This is a genomic window from Algoriphagus sp., from assembly GCF_046296635.1.
Taxonomy (GTDB): Bacteria; Bacteroidota; Bacteroidia; order Cytophagales; family Cyclobacteriaceae; genus Algoriphagus.
Map to the genome: position 1 here is coordinate 16,220 of NZ_JBKBKZ010000014.1, position 25,487 is coordinate 41,706.

Sequence of the window (25,487 nt, forward strand, 5' to 3'; positions counted from 1 at the left end):
TTTGAATTCAGACTGTGGCTGCAGAATCTACTTCTTCTTTGATCCAATCGTAGCCTTTTTCTTCAAGCTCGAGTGCCAGATCTTTAGTCCCTGATTTTACGATGCGTCCATTGAAAAGGACATGAACATAATCCGGTACGATGTAATCCAACAAACGCTGATAGTGGGTCACGACAATCATGGCATTTTTGTCCGACTTCAATTGATTCACTCCATTAGAAACAATTCTCAAGGCATCGATATCCAAGCCGGAATCAGTCTCATCCAAAATTGACAAAGTTGGATCTAACATTGCCATCTGAAAGATTTCATTACGCTTCTTTTCTCCTCCGGAAAAGCCTTCATTCAGCGATCTGCTGAGGAGTTTTTGATCGATTTCCACGAGCTTCATTTTCTCCTTCATTAGAGTCAAAAACTTCACTGCGTCTAATGCCTCTAATCCTCGATATTCACGAACTTGATTTACTGCTGTTCTCAAAAAATTTGTGGATGAAACTCCGGGAATCTCCACAGGATATTGGAATGCCAAGAAAACACCTTCTCGAGCTCTTACTTCAGGGGCGAGATCCAGAAGGTTTTTACCATTGAAAATCACTTCACCTTCGGTTACTTCATATTCTTCACGTCCAGCTAGTACAGAGGCCAAAGTTGACTTTCCTGAACCGTTAGGTCCCATGATGGCGTGAACTTCACCAGCTTTCACCTCCAGATTAATTCCTCTCAGGATTTCTGTTCCTTCGATCGATGCGTGTAGATTTTTTATTGATAACATAATTCGATATTTGACATTTGAAATTTGAGATCGGGCAGCGTGCTATTCAGTTTTGAATTTATTGCCACGAAACTCACTTTTAACCAACAGATCCTTCCAACGTCAGCGCCAACAACTTCTGCGCTTCCACAGCAAATTCCATTGGCAGCTGATTGAGGACTTCTTTTGCGTAACCATTTACGATCAATGCGACTGCATCTTCGGTGGCAATTCCTCTTTGATTACAATAGAAAATCTGATCTTCACCGATCTTAGAGGTAGTGGCTTCGTGCTCCACTTTGGCACTTGCATTATTGATGTCAATATATGGGAACGTGTGCGCACCACATCGGTCTCCCATTAATAAGGAGTCACACTGTGAGAAGTTTCGGGCATTATCAGCCCGCTTCATCACCTGCACTTGTCCTCTGTAGGAGTTTTGGGATTTGCCTGCTGAAATTCCCTTGGATACTATTCTCGACTTGGTGTTTTTTCCAATGTGAATCATCTTGGTTCCCGTATCTGCCTGCTGATAATTGTTGGTCACAGCCACGGAGTAGAATTCACCGATAGAGTGATCTCCTTTGAGGATACAGGAAGGATATTTCCAAGTTACGGCCGAACCGGTTTCTACCTGCGTCCATGAAATTTTCGCATAATCTCCGGCACAAATTCCTCTTTTGGTTACGAAATTATAAATCCCACCTTTTCCATTTTTGTCACCTGGAAACCAGTTCTGAACGGTAGAATACTTCACTGTGGCATGAGCTCCCGCGTAGATTTCCACTACAGCAGCGTGCAATTGATTTTCATCCCGTTGTGGTGCTGTGCAACCCTCTAAGTAAGAAACGTAAGACTCATCTTCCGCAACAATCAAAGTTCTTTCAAACTGACCTGTGTTTGCTGCATTAATTCGGAAGTAGGTTGATAGCTCCATTGGGCAACGAACGCCTTTAGGAATGAAGCAGAACGAACCGTCAGAAAATACTGCCGAATTCAGAGCAGCATAATAGTTATCTGTCATCGGTACGACTGACCCGAGGTATTTTTTTACCAATTCAGGATGTTCTTTTACCGCTTCGCTGAAAGAACAAAATACGATTCCAAGTTTCGATAATGTCCCTCTGAAAGTCGTAGCAACGGAAACAGAATCGAGAACTGCATCAACGGCAATTCCTTCCAGTCTTTTTTGCTCGTTTAATGAAATACCTAAGCGCTCATAAATTGCAATCAACTCCGGATCGACTTCATCTAGATTTTTTGCGTTCTTTTTTTGCTTTGGTGCAGAGTAATATCTCAAAGCCTGTAAATCAATTTTCGGATAATGGACATTAGCCCATTCCGGTTCAGCCATTGTTAGCCAAGTTCTAAAGGCCTTTAACCTCCATTCTAAAAGCCATTTCGGTTCTTCTTTTTTTGCAGAAATCCATTGAATAATTCCTTCATTAAGACCTATTGGAGCTTCATCGGCTTCATAATTGACCGACCAGCCATGTTCATATTCTTTGGAGGTTAATTCTTCTAAAATCGTGTTGTCTTTGCTCATGAGCTGAGTTATTTAGACTAATTACATTTTAACTACGAAGGTACAACATTATATCAAAATACAATGTTCGTCCTCATGTGAAAAATCTATGAGAGATCTGCAAAACAGTTAATTTTGAGCTTTATTAAGCCTTTTTTTAATGTCTTCTAATGTTAAAAAATAAATCCGGTTTGAGCCGGATTTAGATTTTAAAGACGTTGAACGCCTCAGTTATTTTATTTAGATTTAATCTAGATAGCTTATTTCTCCTTGTCGAAAAACTGGATTGGACGATTTATACTTTCCTCCAAAACAATCAATGTTTCGGTTCTGTCGATTCCTTCAACTTTTTGGATGCTGTCCAGCACTAGTCGCAGGTGATTGGTGTCTCGGCAGATGATTTTAGCGAAAATCGAATAATTGCCTGTAGTATAGTATCCACTCACTACTTCTGGAATCTCTTTTAACTTCTCAATTACGTTGTCATAAAGTGAGCTTTTCTCCAAATAAATCCCTAGGAACGCAGAAATATCATAGCCTAATTTGGAGAAGTCGATATTAAGAGTTGCACTTTTGACAATCCCCATATCCTCCAGTTTCTTCATTCTTACATGGACAGTTCCTGAAGAGACAAATACCTTCTTTGCTATTTCGGTGTAAGGTGTCTTAGCATCTTCATTCAGCAAAGAGATAATTTTCAGGTCTATGTTGTCGATATCTAAAATTTTATCCATTTTTTTGAGTAGGATTTAGATGATTTTTAATAAATGAGCCTGTAAATTAGAGATTGTTCAAAATATTGCAAATTTTTTTTTTCAATTTGTAATTATTGTCAGAATCTATTTACTTTGGGCTATCTATTGAAAAACAATTGAAAATTTGGTTTGCTAAAATTACGTAGTCATTATAGTTTATAATTGATTAAAAAACCGAATTTTTATTAATCAAAAGGAAAACTTTTAATCTCTAAAGTTATATTTGGGTTTATATTCTGAAAAGGGTCTTGTCATTGGCAAGACTTTTTTGTTTTCAAGGTTTTTGATTTAAAATACAAAAAAATGCATTTTAGATTTTTTTAAATGCATTATTCCTTTTACTTTTGAAGCTATGTTTAAAACTACTGTTTTCAAGAAGTTAAGCGTGCTGGCGATTTCCTGCCTAGTCTGGACTTTTCCACTGGGAAATGGAAGTGCAGTTGCACAACAAAATTCTGAAGCAATTGAAAATTCCTTCAACGTAGTCCAGTTTCATAAGCTTTCACTGCAAAAATTAATAGCCGTATCGAGGCAAGATGATTTTTCAAAACCTGAAGAATTGGAGCTATCACCACTTTCTCAAGTTGAAGAAAATATTGCTCGTGATCTGAACTCTCATTGGGCTTGGCCTGAACATACGCTTGAAATGATCGATAGCTATTCTCCATTTCTATTCAGAACAAAGAAAAGTCAAGATCTCAGCGAGGTGAAAATTCTCTTGGATGTCAATGCCAAAGGCAGAGTCTCAGGCTTTGAAGTAGTTGGAAACGTTGATAAGGGAACTAAAGAGCGATTGGATCACATGATTAGAAAACTCCCTAACTGTAAACCAGTACCCGGATACTCAATTTACAGTCCAGAGCGATTCGAATTGACAATCAATAAATAGTCTGACCGGTTAATCCGGTCTTTTTTTTGAGCGGTTGGCAGCCCTTTGCTTGGCTTTCTTATTTTTAAGGATCCAATCTTAAGCATTTATGTTAAAAGCCACTCTATTTTCGATTGCCTGCTTCGTCACAAGTATCGCGTCTGCACAGGTTAGAAGTTTTGAGTCCGAAAAACTCTTTCCCGAGAAAAACGAAAAATTAAAATTTTATACAGTTTCCGGTGAGCGCCATGGCCCATCCTTTTTCAAGAAATTTGTTTTCCCCGAAGTAGAATACACACCTGGAGATAAACTCACCTTCGATAAATATCATACCGTGGATGTCATGTACGCTTGGTATGAGAAGTGGGCTGCTCAATTTCCGGACATCGTTGATTTGTATGTGATCGACGAATCTTTTGAAGGCAGGCCGATCTATCAGATGACTTTGACTAATAAAAAAACGGGTAAAGACACTGATAAACCTGCAGCCTATTTCGAAGGAGGAAGACATTCCGGTGAAATCACGGCAAGCGAGTCCGTTTTATGGTTGACTCAGCATTTGATCGAAAACTATGGAAAAGATGCCGAAATCACAGCTTTGATTGACACCAAAGCCATATACCTTCGTCCACAGAACAATCCGGATGGATCTAATCTTTACCTCTTTACCGAACAGAGAAATAGAAGCACAGTTCGTCCCTACGACAATGACCGAGACGGACTTTTGGATGAAGATCCTGAAGAGGATTTGGACGGAGATGGAATCATTTACCAAATGAGAAAAAAGGCCATCACTCCAGAAGAGAAGGAAAAGGCCAATTTCATCATCGATCCAAAAGATTCAAAAGGTAGATTAATGAAGCGTACTTTTCCCGGGAAAGGAGATTACCTGGTGTATACCGAAGGAATCGACAATGACGGAGACGGGAGCTTCAATGAAGATGGAATAGGAGGTTTGGATTTGCATAGAAACTATCCGGAGAACTGGAGACCAAACTCAGGTGGCGATTTGACCGGAAGAGGCTATACACAAGGTGGAGCGGGAGAATATCCCCTCAGCGAAATCGAAACTCGATCCACTGCACTTTGGATGCTCAGCCATCCGAATATTTCGGTAGTGAATAGTATGGATACACGAGTGCCTATGCATCTCAGACCACCATCCACCTCCAAATCAGAGGAGCGAATGTACCCTCAGGATTTGGCAATATATAAGGAGATGGATAAGCTTGGGCTTTCATTCACTGCCTACCCTTGGGCTGGTGATGTATATGAAACTTACTCTACCCGCTACAAGGTCAATTCCATGACGGGAGATCCATTGAAGCCTGAACCTCTTTTTGGCCATGGACCAGATTTCGGTTATTTCTATTATGGAAGTATCTGGTACGGGGATGAGCTTTGGAATAATGGCGCCATGAAAGATTATGATGGCGACGGAATCTACGACGACTACGATGGCTTGATGTGGGACGACGAAGCTAATGGAAGTAAAGGTTTCAAACTTTGGACTCCATTTATGCATCCCCAACTTGGAGAAGTGGAAATCGGCGGTTTTCATCCCAAATTCTTTGGTCAAAACGGTCCGCCTTGGCAGTTGGAAGACTGGGCCAAAAAGCAGGCGCTATTCAACCTTGCCATGGCCAAAAGACTTCCTCAGTTGACCATCAATGATATGAAAGTGAGAAAACTTTCCGGAGGTGAATTTGAAATCACACTGGATTGGACTAATACAGGAAAACTTCCGGTTGCGCTAGAACAAGCTAAACTGGTCAAAATCGTTCAAGAGGATCGTGTTTCCCTGGAATTTGATAAGGAACTGATTAAAGGATATGAGGATGCAAAAGTGAAAATCACTTCACCAACATTGTATGACAAGACGATCTATTCCGGATATACAGGAGTTGGAGAAAAGAAGACGGCGACCTTCAAGGTCAAGGTAGAAGGAAATGATGCTGTGAAAGGCAAAATCAAACTTTCATCCACTCGTGGAGGATTTCTTGAGCGAGAATTTACTTTAAACCAATAATTGAATACTATGAATAAGTTGCACAGCATATGGCTGTTTTTAATACTAATAACTGCATCTCAAAGTGTTTTTGCGCAGCAAAAAAGGTCTCTGACACATGCTGATTATGACGGATGGGAAAACCTTTCTTCGGAGAAAATCACAAAAAATGGTCAATTCGTAGGCTATCAAATCAGTCCTCAGGATGGAGATGCTCGATTGGAGATTTTTCCTTTCAAGACACCTAATGCTAAAACAATAATTCCTCGAGGCACTGGCTTTTTATTCACGGCAGATGATGCTTTCGCAGTGGGTAAAATTGTTGCGCTAAAGGACTCCGTCAAGGTGTTGAAGTTGAAAAAGAAAAAAGCTGATGATATGCCGAAGGATACCCTTTTCATTATGCAGCTTTCGACTGGTAAATTGGAAAAACTTCCTCGAGTGAAGTCTTTTGCGACTCCTACCGAAAAAGGAAGCTGGATTGCAATTCACTTCGAGAAAGAAATTCCAAAAAAAGCAGATCCTGCAGATTCTACTAAAAAGGAAGAAAAAGCCAAAAAAACCGATGGCACAAAACTCCTTGTCCGATCTTTAGACGGGGCTAAATCCTGGGAATTTGAGCGAGTAAAAAACTACAGTTTCGCTCAAAATGGTGACTTCTTGCAGTACACTTTGGCAGTGGAGGATACATTGGACAATGCCGCAGTTCATATTTTGAATCTGTCAACTGGCGAAAGCAAACTGGTTCATGAGAAAATGACTACCTATTCCAATTTATCCTTTTCTCCACAATCTTCTTACCTAGCTTTCATAGCCACAGACGATTCTCTGAAAGCAAAAAAGCCTCAGCACACCTTGTATATATTTGATGTGAAAAAGTCTGACTTGGCTATCCAAGTGGAGAAATCTGCAGTAAAGCTCGAAAATAGCCGCATCAGCCCAGATGGAACTGTCCGGTTTTCAGAGGATGAGAGCAGACTCTTTTTTGGGGTTGCTAAAGACTATGTTGACTATGCTTATGCCAATGACACCACGATCTTGGATGAGGAAAGAGTAAGTCTGGATATCTGGGGTTGGCAGGATGCTGAGATTCAACCAATGCAACTTCAAAATAAGTCCAGAGAAGAGAATCGCACTTTCTTGGTGGTCCTTGATCTGAAGACTTTGAGTCTTACTCAAATTGGAACCCCCGAAGTGGAAAATGTGATGCTGGAGAATAAAATAACCAAAGACATCGCCTTAGGGTGGACTGATAGTCCTTATAGAAGAGCTTACAGTTGGGATATTCAGACAGGAAGGGATTTGTATTTGATTGATCTGAAAACCGGAAACTCAACCTTGATCGAAAAAAATGCTTCAGGTTCTGCAAGGCTATCTTCCGGTGCTAAATATGCTTATTGGTACGATGGGAGGGATAGTTCTTGGGTGGCATATGATATCGCATCCCAGTCAAAAATTAATCTAACCAAGGCTCTTTCGGTTGCCTTTTACGAGGAATTGCACGATTCTCCGTCCTTACCGGGTAACTATGGTTCCGAAGGATGGCTTGCTGATGATGCAGCTATTTTGATAAATGATCGATTTGACATCTGGAAAATTGATCCAAAAAATCCTTCTGCGGCTGTTAATTTAACGGTGGGAGAGGGGCGCAAAAAACAGCTGGTCTTTCGAAGAGAGCGGTTGAGATTTGACGAAACCTCCATTGATCCAAAGGAAGCGCTACTTCTTTCTTCCTTCAATGAAATGACTAAGGACGCTGGTTTTTACTCGACGACCTATGATGGAAAATCAGCTCCTAAGCAACTTTTGATGTCTGCCCATAGATATGCAGGACTGACCAAAGCCAAAGATTCAAATCAAATCCTAGTGAGAAGAAGTACTTATAAGGAAAATGCAGATGTCTATTTGGGGGATTTGACCTTCAAAACCTTGACAAAAGCTTCCAATCTCAATCCTCAGCAGGCCAATATGAAATGGGGATCGGTGGAATTGATTTCCTATTTAACAAATGATGGGACTCCATTGCAGGGGTTGCTTTTCAAGCCAGAAGGATTTGATCCAAACAAAAAGTATCCACTGATGACTTATTTCTACGAGCGAAACAGTGATACTTTTCACGCTTATAGAGCTCCCGCTCCAAGCAGATCTACAGTGAATATTCCGTTTTTCGTGAGCAATGATTATATGGTCTTCGTGCCGGATATCAAGTATGATCTAGGTCTACCGGGACCAAGTGCATACAATTGCATCATTCCCGGTGTGCAGGCTGTCATTGCAAAAGGTGGAGTGGACGTAGCCAATATGGCGATCCAAGGTCAGAGTTGGGGAGGATATCAAGTTGCTTACTTGATCACTCGCACCAATATGTTCAAAGCTGCAGGTGCTGGTGCACCTGTGGTAAACATGACTTCCGCTTACGGTGGAATCCGTTGGGGAACAGGAATGAGCAGGATGTTCCAATACGAGCAAACCCAATCCAGAATTGGTGGAACACTATGGGAAAAGCCACTTTACTATCTTGAAAACTCTCCGTTATTCACCATGGATCGGGTGCAAACTCCAGTCTTGATCATGCACAACGATGCCGATGGATCAGTTCCTTGGTATCAGGGAATTGAAATGTTTATGGCCTTGAAGCGCCTTGACAAACCAGCTTGGCTGCTTCAATACAATGGAGAAGATCATAACCTCGTTCAGCGGAAAAATGCCAAAGATTTGTCCGTTCGCCTGAGTCAATTCTTTGACCACTACCTCAAAGGTGCTCCGGCCCCACTTTGGATGACGGAAGGTCTTCCTGCAGTGGAAAAAGGAAAAACCTTGAAATACGAACTAGGAGACTAAATGTGAAAGCTCCGAATCTGTAAAAATTCGGGGCCATTTACTTTCTGACTTAACTTTTCCAAAGTTTCAAACTTTGGAAAAGTTTATTTCTACCTCAGGAATAATCCCTAATCTCGGAAATTTTTTCCTCCGAAAATCGAAAAATAGACTTTCCATGTAGCCGGATTTCCTGTCCCTTTTTCATTCCATTTGGAAGATCCATTGCCGCAATCGCCCGATAGGAAATATGAATTTCACTTTCATCTTCCCTGTGAGTAATAACTTCAATAGATTGCTTTCGTTCTGAAAAATAACCCAAGGCTTCCTCAGCCTGCTTTTGGAAAGCATCCATTCCGCACAATTCGTGGGTTTTTTCCCCTGATGAATAATTCTCAAAAAGGATATCCTTATCCAGCACCTCAAGCATAGCATTCACATCCATCCCATTGTAAGCTTCCAGATAGTGATGAATTAGTTTTTCACGTTCGATTGAGTTCATAGGCTCTAGTAAAAAAGGCCAAAATTACTTTCAGCCAAAACTTCAAATCTCGAATTTCAAATCCCCGATCCCTTAAATCGCCACAGCAGCTTTGATGTGCGGGTGGGGATCATAGCCTACCAATTCAAAGTCCTCATACTTGAACTCGAAAATGTCTTTTACGTCAGGATTTATTTTCATCCTAGGAAGCGGTCTTAATTCTCTGCTGAGTTGTAATTCCGTCTGCTCCAAATGATTGGAATATAAGTGTGCATCCCCGAATGTGTGTACAAAATCTCCCGGCTCAAGATCACAAACCTGTGCAATCATCATCGTGAATAAGGCATAGGAAGCAATATTGAATGGAACCCCTAAGAACACATCCGCACTTCGCTGATAGAGCTGGCAGGAAAGCTTGCCATCGGCTACATAAAACTGAAAAATCGTATGACAAGGTGGCAAAGCCATGTGATCCACATCAGCTACGTTCCATGCACTAACGATATGTCGGCGGCTATCCGGTTTGGATTTGATCTGATGGATCAGATTTTTGATCTGATCGATTTCACCCCCTTTGCCATCCGGCCAATGTCTCCATTGATAGCCGTAGACCGGGCCCAAGTCGCCGTTTTCGTCAGCCCACTCGTCCCAGATGGACACGCCGTTTTCTTTGAGCCAAGTGATGTTGGAGTCACCTCTGAGGAACCAAAGCAATTCTACGATGATAGAGCGTAAATGAAGTTTTTTGGTTGTAACCACTGGAAATCCTTCTGCCAAATTGAACCGCATCTGATGTCCAAAAACACTAAGTGTTCCTGTACCGGTTCGGTCGGTTTTTTTGACTCCTTCCTCAAGGATTCGTTTCATCAAATCGTGGTATTGCTGCATGGTTATTTCTGAAATTTTCTTTGTCGGCAAGTTAGCGATTCGAATAATTTTATAAACATTTCCATCGCTTTGCTTTTTTAAAAAGTAACTTCAAAGCTCATTTCAAAATCAATTTTCCTAAGCCAATGTTCAGCAAACCAATCGCAATTGCACTCTTAGGATTCGGTATTTTTTTAAGTATTCTAATTCTAATTTTTCCTCCAACTCCCGCTTTCGACTACGATTTTGAGCAGTTTTTTCCGCAAGATGATCCGGACTTGGCTTTTTATCAACAGTTTGAACGAGACTTCGAAAGCGATAATGACTACCTCCTGATCGCACTTCAAAATGATGGCAGGGCTTTAACAGAGATACTTTTTCTTGAAAAAACTAACGCTGCAAAAAGTGAAATTTCAAATATTCCTGGGATTGATACATTACTATCCATTCTCGATCTGGAGATTCCTGTTATTGGTCTTTTTGGAATCAGCTATTCAAAAGTCCTGGATTGGAGTGATGCGGAACGGCTGAGTCAAACTAAGTCCAACCTAGATCAATTCAAGGGCTCCCTTATTTCAGCTGATGGGCAAAGTTTGCTTTTTCTGATAAAAAATCATCCCGGTCTCAGTAAAGAACAGGGAGACACACTTTATCAGAAGATTCAAGAAGTTTTCGTGGAAAATGAAATCAATCCAAAAGCAATTGCAGGAAAAATTCAGACGCAGGGTGATTTTGTGAGTCTTATGCAATCTGAGTTCACACTTTTTCTCAGCGCATCTTTAGTATTAATTCTGGTGACTTTGGTGCTGATCTTTCGAAGTTGGTGGGGTGTTATTGTTCCTGTTTTGGTTTTGAGTTTGGGGATTTTATGGGCTTTCTCAGCGATTTTATATTCTGGAAAGCAACTCGACATCATGTCGGTCATGCAGCCGACCATTTTTCTGATTGTAGGATTGAGTGCCTTGATTCATTATTTCACCCATTTGCTCAAAAAGTTGAGAAGCGGGTATTCCAAAGAAGCGGCTATACTTTCCACTTTCGCAGAGCTAACCTTTGCTGTAGGCTTAACGATATTTACGACTGCAGTTGGATTCCTGTCACTTTATTTCACTTCCATTCCAGCTTTAAAGGCTTTTGGACTATGGACAGGTGTTGGAATAGTGGTCATCTTTTTTGCTGTCATTTTGTTGACTCCCGGTTTACTATATCTTTTTACTTTATCTAAAAATCGGGAAAAAGCACAGGTTTCAATACCTATGCTTCAGGGATTGTTTTCTTGGATTTTACTGAAAAGAAAAGTAGTATTTATCACATTTTTCGGAATTACTTCCCTTTGTATTTTCTTGGGATTCCAACTCAAAGTGAATGGATATCTCTTAGACAATTTGCCACTTGATCATCCGATACAGGAGGATTTCGCCTATTTTGATCAGCAATTTGGCGGTTCCAATCCTTTGGAAATTTTCTTGGGAGCGGGTGATAGTGCTGCTTCACTTCTTGACTTTAAAGTTTTGAAGGAAATCGAAAAGTTGGAAATCAAGCTTTCAGAAACCTTTGGTGAAAGGCAATTTATCTCACCACTCAGTTTGGTCAAGACTTTGAATCAGGCTCAAAACCAAGGAAGTCCGGCAGCATTTACTTTTCCATCGCAGGGACAATACCTCAGAATGCAACGCTATTTTGATCAAATCCTCAAACTGGAAGGTCCTCAAGTAATTAGTCCTGATCAAGGATTTGGTAGAATAAGCTCACGAGTGGCCGATTTGGGCAGCTTGGAAATGGGGAAACGCCGGACGGATATTTTGGACTTTGTTCAGAAGGAAATCAATCCTGACTTGCTGAAAGTCCGATGGACTGGAACAGCCTATTTGATCGAACGAGGACATGAATCTGTGACCCGCCAAATGCTTCAGGGTTTGCTTGTTGCTTTCGCAGTGGTTGGATTGGTCGCTGGATTTTTATTTCGCTCCTGGAGGCTTGCATTTATATTATTGATCCCCAATATCATCCCCTTGGTTTGGATGTTAGGACTGATGTTTTTGTTGGGTATTGAATTTAAGCTGACGACCTCAATTCTGTTTACTGTGGCCTTTGGGATTGCGGTGGACGATTCGATTCACTTTATGACCAAATTAAAAACTGAGTTGGATACCGGTAAAAACCTGCTTTATGCAATCAAACGGACTTTCTTGGAGGCTGGCCGTGCTATTTTTCTCACGACACTTATCTTGGTGGCAGGATTTGCGCTGCTAAGTTTCAGCCAATTTGGAGTCACACATTTCACGGGGATATTGATCAGTTTTACCTTGGTTTTTGCCTTTTTAGCAGATTTGTTCCTTTTGCCACTTTTACTTTTTCCCCTCAAAAAAGTATGGGATAAAAAAGCCGCTACCAGAGTTAAGGCTTAAATCCATCCCAGGTGTAGGTCGCTGTCACGGGGTAATGATCCGAATAGTCCACTTCACGATGGGTATTGAAATGAACAGGTTTCAAAGATGGATCTGCGAAAATATGATCTATTCTCAAGAAAAAGAGGACTCGGTTATAGGTGAATTCAAAGCCTCTTCCAGCCTTTTCAAAGGCATTAATTAATTTTTGACTCAATTTGAAATAGGCGAAAGAGTAAGGAACTTCATTCAAGTCCCCCATTAATATCACCGGATGAGGACTATTATTGAGATGCTCAAATAGGATGGAAAGCTGCTGACTTCTGGCAAGACTTCCGCGATGAAGTTTGCCCAATGTTTGACGGTAGATCAACCTGGCCTCTTCATAATTATTCAAAGATTCAGCCTGTATAGCCATGGATTCCAAGTGAGTATTGTAAATCCTGATGGTATCGCCACCGACCTGAATGTCAGCAAAAATTGTCCCATTGCTTCGTTTAGTATCAAATACCACTCCTTCGTTTACGATGGGGTAACGAGAAAAAATAATCATCCCAAACGACTTTTTCTTTTCATTCCCATCAATAATGTGATAAGAATGCTCAAATTCGCCGCTTTTTCCAATGATTTTTATGGCATTTCTTCCTGCGGAAGTATTATCTTGGTAAAACTCCTGAAATACCTTCACGTCAGCGGGGTGATCGGCAAGCCAAGTAAAAACGTTGTCGTTATCGTCAGTTCTCATGTCCCGATAGAAAAAACCATGGGCATTATAAGTAAACACCTTTAATCCCTCTGCCTCCGGATTTTTCTGATGGTACTGAAATGAAATGAGCAAAAATTTGTAACCGAGCACCAGAGTCAAAATCGGCAAAAGCACCAATCTTCTCCAAGCTAAAAGCAAAATTGCCAAAAGGAGGAAATTTACAATCAAGATTGGAGGAATCAGAAATGGTAGTAAACCCGCATAGGGAAACACCTCTGGCGAAACGAAAACACTCGAAAAGAGGAGAAGAGATAATAAAAATACCAGTCCGGTTACAAATTTCATTTAGGTTGGGTTGAGAGCAAGTTAAGATACCCAAGATCAAATGTGACAAATTTTGAACCAAATTCCCTCGTGATTTCTGTATTTGGGTTCTAAAATTCTCTCAAGATTAGGTAAGAAAGCAACAAAGTGACAAGTAGAAAATGATTTGATCACAAACCATTTTCAACCCGACTATTTGGAATCACATGATTTGGAGTAATTTTACGTACTTACCCTTAATTTAACCCTCGCCTTTATGAAAAAGCTTTCTATTTACTGGTTGATGGCACTGACTTGTTCTTTTTTCTTGTCTTGTCAGCCAAAATCTACTGAAACCACAGTAGAACTCACCCCTGCAGAAATTGCCTCAGAAGAAGAACAAAGACCAAGTCCACTCGAAACTAAAGAAGGACAAGTATCCGGTAAAACTATTAGTGTACATTATGGTTCGCCATCGGTGAAAGGTCGGACAATTTGGGGAGATCTTGTACCCTATAACGTAGTCTGGAGAACAGGGGCTAATGAAGCGACTTATATAGTCCTTGCTCAGGATGTAATGGTGGAGGGAAAGACACTTGCTGCGGGTAAGTATTCCCTATTTACTATTCCAAAGGAAAGTGGTCCTTGGACTGTGATTTTCAACTCAGATTGGGAGCTTGAGCATGGTCATTTTCAATATGATGAGAAAAAGGATGTTTTACGAGTTCAAGTTACGCCTACATGGGAATCAAGCATTTCTGAGAGACTTTCAATTAGTGTAGAATCCCCGGGTTTAGTCATTCGATGGGAAAAGCTAAAACTCCCTATTGCTATTCAATAAAATCTCAATATTGAAATCCTCAGATGATCACTGGGGATTTTTTTGTTATATTTTGCGGGTCTTATTCGATCCTAAGCTTGAATTATTGACCCACTTCTTTCTAATTTATCACCCTACCATGAAATACTTTTCATTCTTTCTGGTTTTGGCCATCACCATCGCTTTGGCAGTAATAGTATCGATACCACTCGGCCAAATCCCCCCAATAGCACCACTATTAGATCCATATCACGGATTTTGGCAAAACACCCAAAGTGAAGATCAACTTGCTCAAGAGGAAATTAAACTTGAGAACCTAAGTGCACCTGTAGAAGTGGTATTTGATGAAAATTTGATTCCACACATTTTTGCACAAAACGAATTGGATCTCTATCGGGCTCAAGGATATGTCACCGCACAGCACAGACTTTGGCAGATGGAATTTCAGACCATGGCAGCAGCAGGTCGTATTTCTGAAATTGTTGGACCTATTGCCATCGAATTGGACCGGATGACCCGAAGAAAAGGTCTAGCCTTTGGTGCAGAAGTCGGATTGAAATATATTCAGGAAAATGATCCTGAAACATTGAAGCTGGTCGAAGCCTATTCAGATGGGGTGAATCAATACATTTCTCAGCTTTCAGATGCAAGATTGCCTGTTGAATATAAAATTCTCAACTACCGTCCCGAACCTTGGTCTGCGTACAAATCCCTTTTACTTCTCAAATATATGTCCGATATGCTGGTAGGGGACCGGGATCTGGAATACACTAATCTCCGTCAAATTCTCGGTGAGGCAGGTTTGAACAAACTTTTTCCTGATTTTCCGAGGGAAAATGATCCCATAATCGAAGCAGAAAAAACGTGGAACTTTACCCCAATTCCAGTTTCCAAACCTGACACTGTAAAATATCCAGATGAAAAATTGATTATGAGCCCACTTACCCAGCCTGTAGAAGGCACGGGATCAAACAATTGGGCTGTAGCAGGGAGAAAGACAAAAAACGGAAATCCCATTTTGGCAAATGACCCTCACCTAAGTTTGAATTTACCTTCCCTGTGGTATTCCATGCAGTTGAGTACGCCTACTTACTCGGTAAAAGGAGCGACACTACCTGGGGCACTGGGCATTATCTCCGGCTTCAACCAAGATATCGCATGGGGCGTAACCAATGCGACAAAAGATGCCCGAGATTGGTATAAGATCACTTTTCAGGATGACACCCGAAAAGCATACAAATTTGGAAATGAATGGAGACCATCAGACTTTAGAATTGAAGAAATCAAAGTGAAGGGTCAAGCAGCCTTTATAGACACGGTGGTATATACCCATCATGGTCCGGTAGTCTATGACCAAACTTTTCGAAGCGATAGACAGGACGTGAATTTTGCATTGAAATGGACGGTCCACATGGGCTCAAATGAGCAAAAAACCTTCATTTCAATGAATAAGGCAAAAAATCATGCAGATTACAATGAAGCCTTGGACTATTACACATCCCCTGCACAGAACTTTGTTTTTGCCTCCAAATCGGGAGACATCGGAATGCGAATTCAAGGGAAATTCCCGCTCAAATGGCCTGGTCAAGGCAAGTTCTTTATGGATGGAGCAGATCCATCTATGGAGTGGCAAGGATTTATTCCCAATGATCACAATCCTGCAACGCTTAATCCCGAACGTGGATTTGTTTCCTCGGCCAATCAGCATCCTGTTGATCCGTCTTATCCCTACTATGTTTTTGACAATTCTTATGAACATTATAGAAATAGGAGGCTGAATAGAAGGCTACGGGAATTGACTCAGATTACAGTTGAGGAAATGAAAGAACTTCAATTTGACGACTATAATCTCCAAGCAGCAGAGGCTTTACCAGTATTGATTAAGCTACTTGGGACCTACAAATCTGATTCGCCTGAGGCGGATAAATACCTTCAGGAGTTAAAATCTTGGGATTTTGCCGCTAGCCCAAATCAAAAAGGGCAGACGCTTTACTCGATTTGGTCTTCTGAAACATTCGAAAGTATCTGGAGGGAATTTGTGGATCAAGGAGTTCCAGTAGTCCGACCTAACACCTACCAAACGGTAGAGTTGATGTCAAGATCCTCCTCTGATCCTGTATTTGACATTAAATCAACAACACAGGTAGAGACTGCTGATTATCATGCTCGGGCAGGCTTCGATTCATTATTGGTTACTATGAAAAAATGGGAAATGGAAGAAGGTGATTATTCATGGGCAAATTTCAAAAAAACCACCATTCAGCATTTGGTTCCTAATTTTGGTCCGTTCTCGGCAGTAAATATTTACACAGGAGGAGGATCCGGAATGTTGAATGCCACAGGAAGTAGACATGGTGCCAGTTGGCGAATGGTGGTTGAGCTGGGATCTGAAATCCAAGCTTTTGGGATATATCCTGGCGGGCAATCTGGAAATCCAGGAAGTAAATTCTATTCTAATTTTATTCCTATTTGGGCTAATGGTGAATATTTAAACTTCAACCTGAGAGCCCTTGAAAATCAAGAAGGTGTGCTATTCAAAACTATCCTGAAATAATTATGAGATTTATATTTTTGACTATTCTAACAGCTTTAGTGGTTGTATTTCTTAATCCATTAAGCCCCTTTTGGGTCGTTATGATCGCAATCTGTGTTTTGACTGCGTTGATTTACCCAAGTGGAGCAGGGGGTTTTTTCGGTGGTGGTTTGGGTATGGGACTGACTTGGCTTGGTCAAAGTATTTATTTGGGGATAACTACTGCAAGTTCACTCCCCGATAAGATGGGTGAATTAATGGGGTTGGGATCGGGTATGACTCTAATAGCTGTAACTGGTGTGGTTGGATTTGTGCTCGGGGCATTTAGTGGATGGACAGGAGTCCTATTTAGAAAAATGTTGCAGAAAACCACTTTTAATGTCTATAAAGGCTAATCTTGTTACCTTTTAAAAAAATCCTATTTTTTCATCGAAAAACGATTTTTTATTTTTTCAGGTAATCTGAATGAGTACCTTTGTTACTCATTATTCGTCGGACTTTTTATGCTGGAATCATTAATCACTTCTAAGACTCGTCTGCGCCTCTTGGTGAAATTTTTTGTGAATTCGAAAAACCATAGTCATCTCAGAGGTCTTGCAGAAGAATTTGGTGAATCTACCAATGCCATTCGCAAGGAACTAAATAATCTTACTAGCGCAGGTATTCTAGTCAAGCATTCCGATAAAAATAAAATTGAATATCAAGCCAACGTAAAACATCCCTTCTATGTGAATATCAGGGATATTATCAGAAAATATTTGGGGATTGATATGCTTTTGGAACAGATTCTGGAAAGAATGGGAGATGTGGAACAGGTGGTTCTCACAGGTGACATAGCCCGAGGTAGCGATACGGGTACCATTGACGTATTGGTTACCGGTGCCAATCTAAATGATGAATATATCCTCCACCTTACTGCGCGAATAGAGCAATTAATTGAACGAAAAGTGATCTTTACTTTAGCCACCAGTCGCATTTCTTCCGGTGGGTTGGTACTCTTTGATCGAGAGGCGGGGATTTAATTTTTTTGGACTTTCTGGGTTTTTCTGCTAGGTTCTGTATTGGGACTGAAGAGGCGAAGCTGTACCACGTAGAATAAGTAAATAAAAGATGCGATTTTTGTATAAAAAAATATGCAATCCATTATTATCTAATAAAAAGGTGATAGACTTCAAAACACATTTTCAGGCTAAATTTCTAATTACAGTAATTATTTTCTTTCTGATTTTAGGTTCAGTTTTAGCTCAAAACCTTAGCGATTTAAGCAAACTGAAAGTAGATAATTTGTCAGACGCACAGATCGAACAACTGATCAAACGGGCAGAGGCAAGCGGCTTAACCTCTTCACAGCTTGAAGGAATGGCACGGGAACAGGGACTTTCTCCTATCGAAGCAGGTAAGCTCCGCCAACGGATTATGGGCTTGCAGAATTCTGCTAATCCCCAAAATGCTTCTGTGGGTGCTCAAGGGGCAAGGGGATTAGGTGCTCAGACACAAAAGGACCCCTTTGACTCGATCCGAATTGCGGATCCTTACTATGATTTGACACCTTTTCAGAAAAAAATCTTCGGTTTTAAATTGTTTCATAACAGAGAGCTGGATTTCAATCCAAGTCTTAATATTGCTACGCCTCAAGGTTACATTGTAGGTTCGGGAGATCAGCTCCTAATTGACATTTATGGTGCTTCTCAAGAGTCATTTGACGTCACAGTTTCTCCAGAAGGCAGAATTTTGATCCCAAATATCGGCCCCATTCAAGTAGGAGGTGCTTCGATCGAAGCCGCTACGGCCAGATTGAAAGCCTCATTAAGTCGAATTTACTCAGGGCTTTCGGGCTCTAATCCATCTACCTTTATCCAAGTAAGGCTGGGTAATATTAGATCTATAAAGGTATCTATGGTGGGAGAGTTATCCCGACCCGGAACCTATACTTTACCTTCCTTTGCTTCAGTTTTCAATGGACTTTTTGCAGCTGGAGGGCCTAACGAAAATGGCTCATTTAGAAATGTTCAGTTATATCGCGATAGTAGGCTAGTAGCCACAGTTGATATTTACGAATTTTTATCCAAGGGAAATTCTCAATCGAATATTTCCCTCCAGGATAATGATGTGGTAATTGTTCCCCCAGTACAGGGTAGAGTAGAAGTAATTGGTCCAGTCAGACGTGAAGGTTTCTTTGAAGTTAAGGCAAATGAAACTCTTTCGGATTTAGAGATATATACAGGCGGGTTTGCTAGCAATGCCTTTAAAGAGCGCCTCACAATTAGAAGAATTGAAAACAACGAGCGAAGGGTAATTGATATCGGCCTAACAGATTTTAACACTTTTAATCCAAAGGATGGAGATGAAATTCTTGTTGGTGAGTCAATGGACCGTTTTGCAAACCGTGTTCAAATAAGTGGGGCGGTCATTCGACCAGGTGAATATTCTTTAGAAAATGGGACTTCAGTAAAAATGCTTATTGAACGGGCACTAGGTCTGAAACCAGAAGCTTTTGTAAATAGAGCCACTTTGTATCGAACCAATGATGATTTGACATTGGCAGCTACTACATTGGATCTAAAAGGGATTTTGGATGGAACGCTAGTAGATGTTCAGCTTAAAAATGAAGACTTACTTTTTATTCCCAGTCGATACGATATTCAAGAAGAAACCTACGTCAAAATATCCGGAGAGGTCAATATTCCAGGTACTTTTCCTTATGCTTCTACGATGACTGTAGGAGATTTGATATTGAAAGCAGGGGGATTACTTCAGTCAGCTTCCAATTCTTACATAGAAATTGCCAGGCGTGTGCGCGATGCAAGTTCGGGAAGGTTGGCGGAACTATACACACTAACTATTGATCCTGATTTGAAACTTTCTGAAGAAGAAAGTAATCGGCCATTGATGCCATTTGATCATATATTTATCAGAAAGAGTCCTGGATTTGAGAGAGAACAATTGATTAGAGTGGAAGGTGAAGTAACTTACCCCGGCGAGTTTGCTATTTCCTCTGCGAATGAGCGCATTTCAGATGTAATTAAAAGAGCAGGAGGTCTCAACCAGTTTGCTTATCCAAAAGGGGCTAGCCTCGTTCGAAGGACAATCTATTTCAAAGATATTTCTCCCAAAGAGATAAAAGAGAAAAACCTGAAGGAAATTAGAGAAAAGGTGGATCCCGAGCTAATTCCTCAACTAAACCAAGCCGAATTATTGCTTTTTGAAAGGTTGGATGGCAAAATCAATACTATTGAAGAAAAAAAATTAATAGAGGATCAAAGGAAACTGTTAGAAAATTATAATCAGATGTCAAACCTTGATTCAACATCAAGAGATTCTATTTATAACAAAGTAAGATTTAAACAGCAGGATATCATTGGTATAAATCTGGAGGTGATTTTAAGAAATCCCGGTACGGGTGAGGATTTGATTCTTCAAGAAGGAGATATTTTAAGAGTTCCAAAGGAACTTCAGACCATCAGAATGGTGGGCGAGGTACTAATGCCTACCACTGCCAGATATGTCAAAAACAACAACTTGAGAAACTATATTTCGCAAGCGGGTGGCTTTACAGAAGAAGCTAGAAAAAGTAAGGCTTATGTCATCTATGCTAATGGCGATGCTCGTAGAACGCACTCACTTCTCATGTTTAAGTTTTACCCTCCAATCGAACCGGGTGCTGAAATAGTAGTTCCAAAAAAGCCTCAAAGAGAGCGGCTTTCTACAGCTGCTTGGCTCGGAATAGCATCTAGCTTGGCAACTCTTGGGATTTTGGTACAAAGTTTAATTAACAGCAGTAGTCAATAATTAATAGTTTATGAAAATCGTTGTAGTAGGGACCGGCTATGTTGGCTTAGTTTCAGGAGCATGTTTTGCCGATGTGGGAATCGATGTGACCTGTGTGGACATTGACCTAAACAAAATAGAAAAACTCAAAAATGGCATAATGCCAATCTATGAGCCCGGTTTGGAAGAATTGGTACTTAGGAACTATAAAAGTGGCAGACTTCATTTTAGTACAGACCTAGGTGACGCCATACAAGGTGCAGAAGTTGCATTTATCGCTGTCGGTACTCCTCCCGGAGAAGATGGCTCCGCCGATTTGAAATATGTACTTGCTGTAGCAGATGAAATCGGTAGAAAAATGACCGATTATATCGTAGTTGCTACTAAAAGCACTGTTCCAGTAACAACTGGAGAAAAAGTAAGAGCAGCGATCAAAGCTGCTTTGGTCGGACGCGGCTCGGATCTTCCATTTGCAGTTGCCTCCAATCCTGAGTTTTTAAAGGAAGGTGCGGCAGTTGAAGATTTTCTCAAGCCGGATAGAATAGTAATAGGAGTCGATGACGAGCGTGCTGAAGTAATCATGCAACGCTTGTATAAGCCCTTTCAATTGAGTGGAGATAGAATGATCTACATGGATATCCCTTCAGCAGAGATGACCAAGTATGCTGCAAATGCTATGCTTGCTACTAAGATTTCTTTCATGAATGATATTGCCAACCTTTGCGAAATAGTGGGTGCAGATGCCAACATGGTAAGGAAAGGTATAGGATCAGATCCAAGGATTGGAAATAAATTCATTTATCCTGGTGTTGGTTATGGGGGATCTTGCTTTCCTAAAGATGTGAAAGCAATCATCAAAACTGCCAAGCAATACGGGTACCATTTAAAGGTTCTCAAAGCAGTAGAAGAAGTAAACGATGCCCAGAAACATGTACTTGCTAAGAAAGTCAAAGCACATTTTGGTGAGGATCTCAGTGGCATGACTTTCGCAATGTGGGGATTGAGCTTTAAGCCAAATACCGATGATATGCGTGAGGCACCAGCGGGAGTAATTATTGATGAATTGAGAGCAGCTGGGGCGACGGTAAGAGCTTATGACCCGGTGGCAATGGAAGAAGCTAAAGCACATTATCTCTTTGATAAAGTTACTTATTGTAAAGATGCCTATGATGCTTTGGTGGATGCAGATGCGCTACTTTTGGTGACCGAATGGTCCGAATTCAGAATCCCAAGTTGGGAAGTTGTGGCCAAGCTCCTAAAAAATAAAGTGGTATTTGATGGTAGAAACATTTATGATAAGAAATACCTTAAGACCTTAGGATTTGAACATTTTGGAATTGGATCAAAATAATGATGAATAGAGAATCTGAAGAATACTATCATGGGCGTAGAATTTTGAATAAATGATTATTGCCGGAGCCGGAGGGCATGGACTTGAGGTTTACTCAGTGTTGCTTTCACTGGGACTTGACTCAGACAAGCTATTCTTTTTTGATGATGATGCTTCAAAGAGGGAGAATTTTACATTTGGAAAAAAAGTCTTAACTGAAGACCAAGAATTAAGGGATAGTTTTATAACAAACCCAAATTTTTGTTTAGGTGTAGGAAATCCTGTTTTCAGAAAAAGTCTCAAAGTAAAATTGACTAACTCAGGCGGTATACATTTGGGGATTCTTGCTAAAACAGCAATCAACCAATCTGGATCAAATACACGATCCGACTTAATGGAATTCGCATTCTGCGGACCTGAAGTAAAACTTGGTGAAGGGGTCTTGATTAATACCCGAGCTCATGTACATCATGAGTGCGAAATTGGTGATTTTGCAGAGATTGGTCCGGGAGCTATTGTGCTGGGTGGAGCCAAAGTAGGGGCTATGTGTCGAATAGGAGCCGGAGCAGTGATTTTACCAGGGGTAATTTTGGGGGAAAATGTAATCGTGGGTGCCGGTGCAGTTGTGACTAAAAATACAGCAGAAAATCAGACTATTATTGGTGTCCCAGCGGTTCGGTTAGGTAATAAATAAGTTATGACATTAAATTCACCCGGTAATCCATCTACTGAACCCCTCAACTATATCGGGCTTATCCAGTCAGTATTTGAGAGGAAAAAAAATCTCATTTTTTTTTCAGCCTTGGGTTTGGTTTTTGGGATTTTGATCGCTTTCACCACTCCTAAAGAATATCAATCATCCTCTTACATTCTCCTGGAATCAGAAGGAGGAGGAGGAAGTTCAATAGGTCAAATGGGGGCATTGGCAGGTTTAGCAGGAATCAATATGTCCCAATTGCAATCGGGCCAAATGGCACTCACTTCAGAAATTTTCCCCGATGTAATACAAAGTCGAGATTTCTTGAGGGAAATCTCTAAAGAGAAGTTCAGGTTTGAATCTAAAGCTGGACAGGTTCAGAGTTTGGAGGAATATTATTATGAGGAACAGCCATCAAACGTTGTAAAGAAAACGCTGAGTTTTGTGATAAACATTCCTGCAATGATCGTTGGCTGGTTTGCCAAGCCAGATCCGTTTCCCGCAAATTTGGCGGCTACAGCTGAAAAACAAGAAGAATACCTGAATTTGACTTCGCAAGAATTGTATGCCGTAGGTGAATTGAAGAAAAGGATTCTGATTGATCTGAAAGGCAAAATGATCCGCCTGAATGTATCTATGCCCGAACCGGTGATCGCTGCCCAAGTAAATGCCATGGTACTCGATAGATTGATCTCTTATGTGACAGAATATAAGGTGGGTCGTCAGCGAAGAAACATTGAGTTTATCGAAGAAAGAGTCCTTGAAACAGAAAAAAAATTCAATGAAGCACAGATGAGACTTGCTTCCTTTCGGGATGGAAATCAAGGACTTATTTCCCAACGAGTGAGAACACGTGAAGAGCAACTTCAATTTGAATTCAATATTGCCTACAACGTGTACAATTCGCTCAAGCAAGAATTGGAGCAATCGGCTATTGAGCTAAAAAAAGAAACCCCGATTTTCACGGTTTTGGAAAAAGCGGCTATTCCATTGGGAGCTTCCAAACCCAACAAGCCTCTCATCCTTATTTTCTCGATCTTTTTGGGATTGTTCGTTGGGGTGTTGTTTAATGTGTATAAAGTTTTGGTGGAAAATATCAAGTAGAATAATTGATGACAGCAATTCAAATGGTTGACCTTCGTACGCAATACGAACAAATTAAACCAGAAGTAAATCAGGCAATACAGCAAGTTATAAATAATACTGCATTCATAAATGGTCCGGATGTCAAGGCTTTTTCCGAAGAGCTAGCAGCTTTTACAGGAGCAAAATTTGTGATTCCATGCGCAAATGGAACCGATGCTTTGCAAATAGCCATGATGGCCTTGGACTTTAAGCCAGGTCAAGAAGTCATCGTTCCCACTTTTACTTATGTAGCAACGGTTGAAGTCATTGCGCTATTGGGCTTAAAACCAAAATTTGTCGATGTTCTTCCTGACACCTACGAACTCGATCCAACTCAATTGGCAAAGGCCATCGGTCCGAAAGTAGTTGGCATTGTGCCGGTTCACCTTTACGGGCAATGCTCTGATATGGAGTATCTATTGGAATTTGCTCAGAAGCATAACCTAAAAATTATTGAAGATACTGCTCAAGCGATTGGTGCAATTTATACGTTCTCGGATGGTAGAAAAGCTCAGGCAGGAACCATGGGAGATGTCGGTACCACTTCCTTTTTTCCATCAAAAAATCTCGGATGTTATGGAGATGGAGGAGCAATGTTCACCAATGATCCAATATTGGCCGAAAGACTAAGAATGATTGCCAACCATGGCCAAAAGAAAAAATACTACCACGATTCGATAGGTGTTAATTCTCGGCTAGACACCTTACAAGCAGCTATTTTGCGTGTGAAACTTAAGCATTTATCACGGTATTCTGAATCTAGGAATGAAGTAGCTGATAGATATGATGAGGCATTTTTGAACCATCCCCACATCAAAACTCCTAAAAGAGCAACAAATTCAACTCATGTATTTCATCAGTATACCATTCAGGTAGAAGGTGCTTCAAGAGAAGAATTGAAAGAACATTTGCAGAATAAGGGTGTTCCTTCTATGGTTTATTATCCAGTTCCTTTGCATCTCCAAAATGCCTATTTGGAATTTGGATATCATGTAGGAGACTTTCCGGTGGCAGAATCGCTGTGTAAAAAAGTACTATCCCTGCCCATTCATACTGAAATGAAAAAGGAGGAACAAACATATATTATTGAAACGATTAAGAGTTTTTTTAGCAAATGAAGGAATATTATTCACATGAGACAGCAATCGTTGATGAGGGCTGCGAAATAGGTAAAGGAACCAAAATATGGCATTTTTCCCACATCATGCCCAACTGTAAAATTGGTGAAAACTGTAATATAGGGCAGAATGTCGTGATCTCTCCTGAAGTAGTTTTGGGTAAAAATGTAAAGGTGCAGAATAACGTTTCAATTTACACAGGGGTCACTTGTGATGATGATGTTTTTTTAGGTCCATCCATGGTTTTTACCAATGTAACGAACCCAAGGAGTGCAGTAAATAGACGCGGTCAATATTCTAAAACACATGTGGGTAAAGGGGCTTCGATAGGAGCGAATGCCACCATTGTATGTGGACACGATATCGGTGAGTTTGCATTTATAGGTGCAGGTGCCGTGGTAACTAAAACAATCCCTGCCTATGCTTTAGTAGTAGGAAATCCTTCCCGTCAGATGGGTTGGATGAGTGAGTTCGGACACAAATTGGTTTTTGATAATGAAGGAAAGGCTGTTTGCTCAGAGTCTGGTGAGGAATATCAGCTCAAGGCAGGGAAAGTTTCCAAGGTTGTTCCCTGATTTTTCCGAAATAAATATTTGAAAATTCGCTTGTCGAAAAATTAAAAAATCAA

General features: G+C 40.6%; 20 protein-coding genes. 14 read left to right on the forward strand and 6 right to left on the reverse strand.

Features of this window, described 5'->3' with window-relative positions; all coding sequences use genetic code 11:
* Positions 1–7: 7 nt before the first annotated feature.
* The 3 genes from sufC to ACK4HU_RS11785 all read right to left on the reverse strand — a co-directional run bounded on the left by sufC (position 8) and on the right by ACK4HU_RS11785 (position 3,010).
* Positions 8–772, reverse strand: coding sequence for a Fe-S cluster assembly ATPase SufC (gene sufC, locus ACK4HU_RS11775; RefSeq protein ID WP_409806962.1), 765 nt, complete (start codon positions 770–772; stop codon positions 8–10).
* Between the two features lie 79 nt (positions 773–851).
* Positions 852–2,297 (reverse strand): Fe-S cluster assembly protein SufB, encoded by a 1,446-nt coding sequence (gene sufB, locus ACK4HU_RS11780; RefSeq protein WP_409806964.1) that lies wholly within the window; start codon positions 2,295–2,297, stop codon positions 852–854.
* Positions 2,298–2,536: 239 nt separating this feature from the next.
* Positions 2,537–3,010 (reverse strand): Lrp/AsnC ligand binding domain-containing protein, encoded by a 474-nt coding sequence (locus tag ACK4HU_RS11785; RefSeq protein WP_111672109.1) that lies wholly within the window; start codon positions 3,008–3,010, stop codon positions 2,537–2,539.
* A gap of 373 nt (positions 3,011–3,383) precedes the next feature.
* Here ACK4HU_RS11785 and ACK4HU_RS11790 point away from each other — a divergent pair, with 373 nt between their 5' ends.
* From ACK4HU_RS11790 to ACK4HU_RS11800, 3 genes are all read left to right on the forward strand, one after another.
* Positions 3,384–3,920 carry a hypothetical protein gene (locus ACK4HU_RS11790; RefSeq protein ID WP_409806966.1) on the forward strand — a complete coding sequence of 179 codons (537 nt, stop codon included), beginning with the start codon at positions 3,384–3,386 and terminating at the stop codon, positions 3,918–3,920.
* 88 nt (positions 3,921–4,008) lie between these two features.
* Positions 4,009–5,928 carry a M14 family metallopeptidase gene (locus ACK4HU_RS11795; RefSeq protein ID WP_409806968.1) on the forward strand — a complete coding sequence of 640 codons (1,920 nt, stop codon included), beginning with the start codon at positions 4,009–4,011 and terminating at the stop codon, positions 5,926–5,928.
* A 9-nt stretch (positions 5,929–5,937) separates the two neighbouring features.
* Complete coding sequence (locus ACK4HU_RS11800; RefSeq protein ID WP_409806970.1) at positions 5,938–8,748, forward strand: alpha/beta hydrolase family protein; 2,811 nt, start codon at positions 5,938–5,940, stop codon at positions 8,746–8,748.
* Positions 8,749–8,842: 94 nt separating this feature from the next.
* On the opposite strand, the gene ACK4HU_RS11805 is transcribed toward ACK4HU_RS11800, so the two are convergent.
* Complete coding sequence (locus ACK4HU_RS11805; RefSeq protein WP_409806972.1) at positions 8,843–9,226, reverse strand: nuclear transport factor 2 family protein; 384 nt, start codon at positions 9,224–9,226, stop codon at positions 8,843–8,845.
* Positions 9,227–9,298: 72 nt separating this feature from the next.
* The gene (locus ACK4HU_RS11810) at positions 9,299–10,093 is read right to left on the reverse strand and encodes a thymidylate synthase (RefSeq protein ID WP_409806973.1); all 795 of its coding nucleotides are present in this window, start codon (positions 10,091–10,093) and stop codon (positions 9,299–9,301) included.
* Positions 10,094–10,218: 125 nt separating this feature from the next.
* Here ACK4HU_RS11810 and ACK4HU_RS11815 point away from each other — a divergent pair, with 125 nt between their 5' ends.
* Positions 10,219–12,480: an efflux RND transporter permease subunit gene (locus ACK4HU_RS11815; protein ID WP_409806975.1), complete on the forward strand. Its 2,262-nt coding sequence runs from the start codon at positions 10,219–10,221 to the stop codon at positions 12,478–12,480.
* On the opposite strand, the gene ACK4HU_RS11820 is transcribed toward ACK4HU_RS11815, so the two are convergent.
* Positions 12,470–13,510 carry an endonuclease/exonuclease/phosphatase family protein gene (locus ACK4HU_RS11820; RefSeq protein ID WP_409806977.1) on the reverse strand — a complete coding sequence of 347 codons (1,041 nt, stop codon included), beginning with the start codon at positions 13,508–13,510 and terminating at the stop codon, positions 12,470–12,472. The two genes, ACK4HU_RS11815 and ACK4HU_RS11820, sit on opposite strands and share 11 nt — an antisense overlap.
* A 235-nt stretch (positions 13,511–13,745) precedes the next feature.
* On the opposite strand from ACK4HU_RS11820, the gene ACK4HU_RS11825 reads away from it, so the two are divergent.
* The 10 genes from ACK4HU_RS11825 (at position 13,746) to ACK4HU_RS11870 (ending at position 25,434) form a co-directional block, all read left to right on the forward strand.
* Complete coding sequence (locus ACK4HU_RS11825) at positions 13,746–14,309, forward strand: DUF2911 domain-containing protein (RefSeq protein ID WP_409806979.1); 564 nt, start codon at positions 13,746–13,748, stop codon at positions 14,307–14,309.
* Positions 14,310–14,427: 118 nt separating this feature from the next.
* A complete protein-coding gene (locus ACK4HU_RS11830) occupies positions 14,428–16,842 on the forward strand; it encodes a penicillin acylase family protein (RefSeq protein ID WP_409806980.1) in 2,415 nt (804 codons plus the stop codon).
* 2 nt (positions 16,843–16,844) lie between these two features.
* Positions 16,845–17,216 (forward strand): hypothetical protein, encoded by a 372-nt coding sequence (locus ACK4HU_RS11835; RefSeq protein ID WP_409806982.1) that lies wholly within the window; start codon positions 16,845–16,847, stop codon positions 17,214–17,216.
* A gap of 108 nt (positions 17,217–17,324) precedes the next feature.
* Positions 17,325–17,843, forward strand: a complete 519-nt coding sequence (locus ACK4HU_RS11840) for a DeoR family transcriptional regulator (protein ID WP_409806983.1) — start codon at positions 17,325–17,327, stop codon at positions 17,841–17,843.
* A 142-nt stretch (positions 17,844–17,985) separates the two neighbouring features.
* Positions 17,986–20,610 carry an SLBB domain-containing protein gene (locus tag ACK4HU_RS11845; protein WP_409807109.1) on the forward strand — a complete coding sequence of 875 codons (2,625 nt, stop codon included), beginning with the start codon at positions 17,986–17,988 and terminating at the stop codon, positions 20,608–20,610.
* Positions 20,611–20,620: 10 nt separating this feature from the next.
* Entirely contained in the window at positions 20,621–21,940 is a 1,320-nt protein-coding gene (locus ACK4HU_RS11850) for a UDP-glucose dehydrogenase family protein (protein WP_409806985.1), read from the forward strand.
* A 52-nt stretch (positions 21,941–21,992) separates the two neighbouring features.
* Positions 21,993–22,613: an acetyltransferase gene (locus ACK4HU_RS11855; protein WP_409806986.1), complete on the forward strand. Its 621-nt coding sequence runs from the start codon at positions 21,993–21,995 to the stop codon at positions 22,611–22,613.
* A gap of 3 nt (positions 22,614–22,616) precedes the next feature.
* Positions 22,617–23,720: a Wzz/FepE/Etk N-terminal domain-containing protein gene (locus tag ACK4HU_RS11860; protein WP_409806987.1), complete on the forward strand. Its 1,104-nt coding sequence runs from the start codon at positions 22,617–22,619 to the stop codon at positions 23,718–23,720.
* Between the two features lie 8 nt (positions 23,721–23,728).
* Positions 23,729–24,859 carry a DegT/DnrJ/EryC1/StrS family aminotransferase gene (locus ACK4HU_RS11865; RefSeq protein ID WP_409806989.1) on the forward strand — a complete coding sequence of 377 codons (1,131 nt, stop codon included), beginning with the start codon at positions 23,729–23,731 and terminating at the stop codon, positions 24,857–24,859.
* Entirely contained in the window at positions 24,856–25,434 is a 579-nt protein-coding gene (locus ACK4HU_RS11870) for a DapH/DapD/GlmU-related protein (protein WP_409806991.1), read from the forward strand. The genes ACK4HU_RS11865 and ACK4HU_RS11870 overlap by 4 nt, the downstream gene beginning before the upstream one ends.
* Positions 25,435–25,487: the final 53 nt, after the last annotated feature.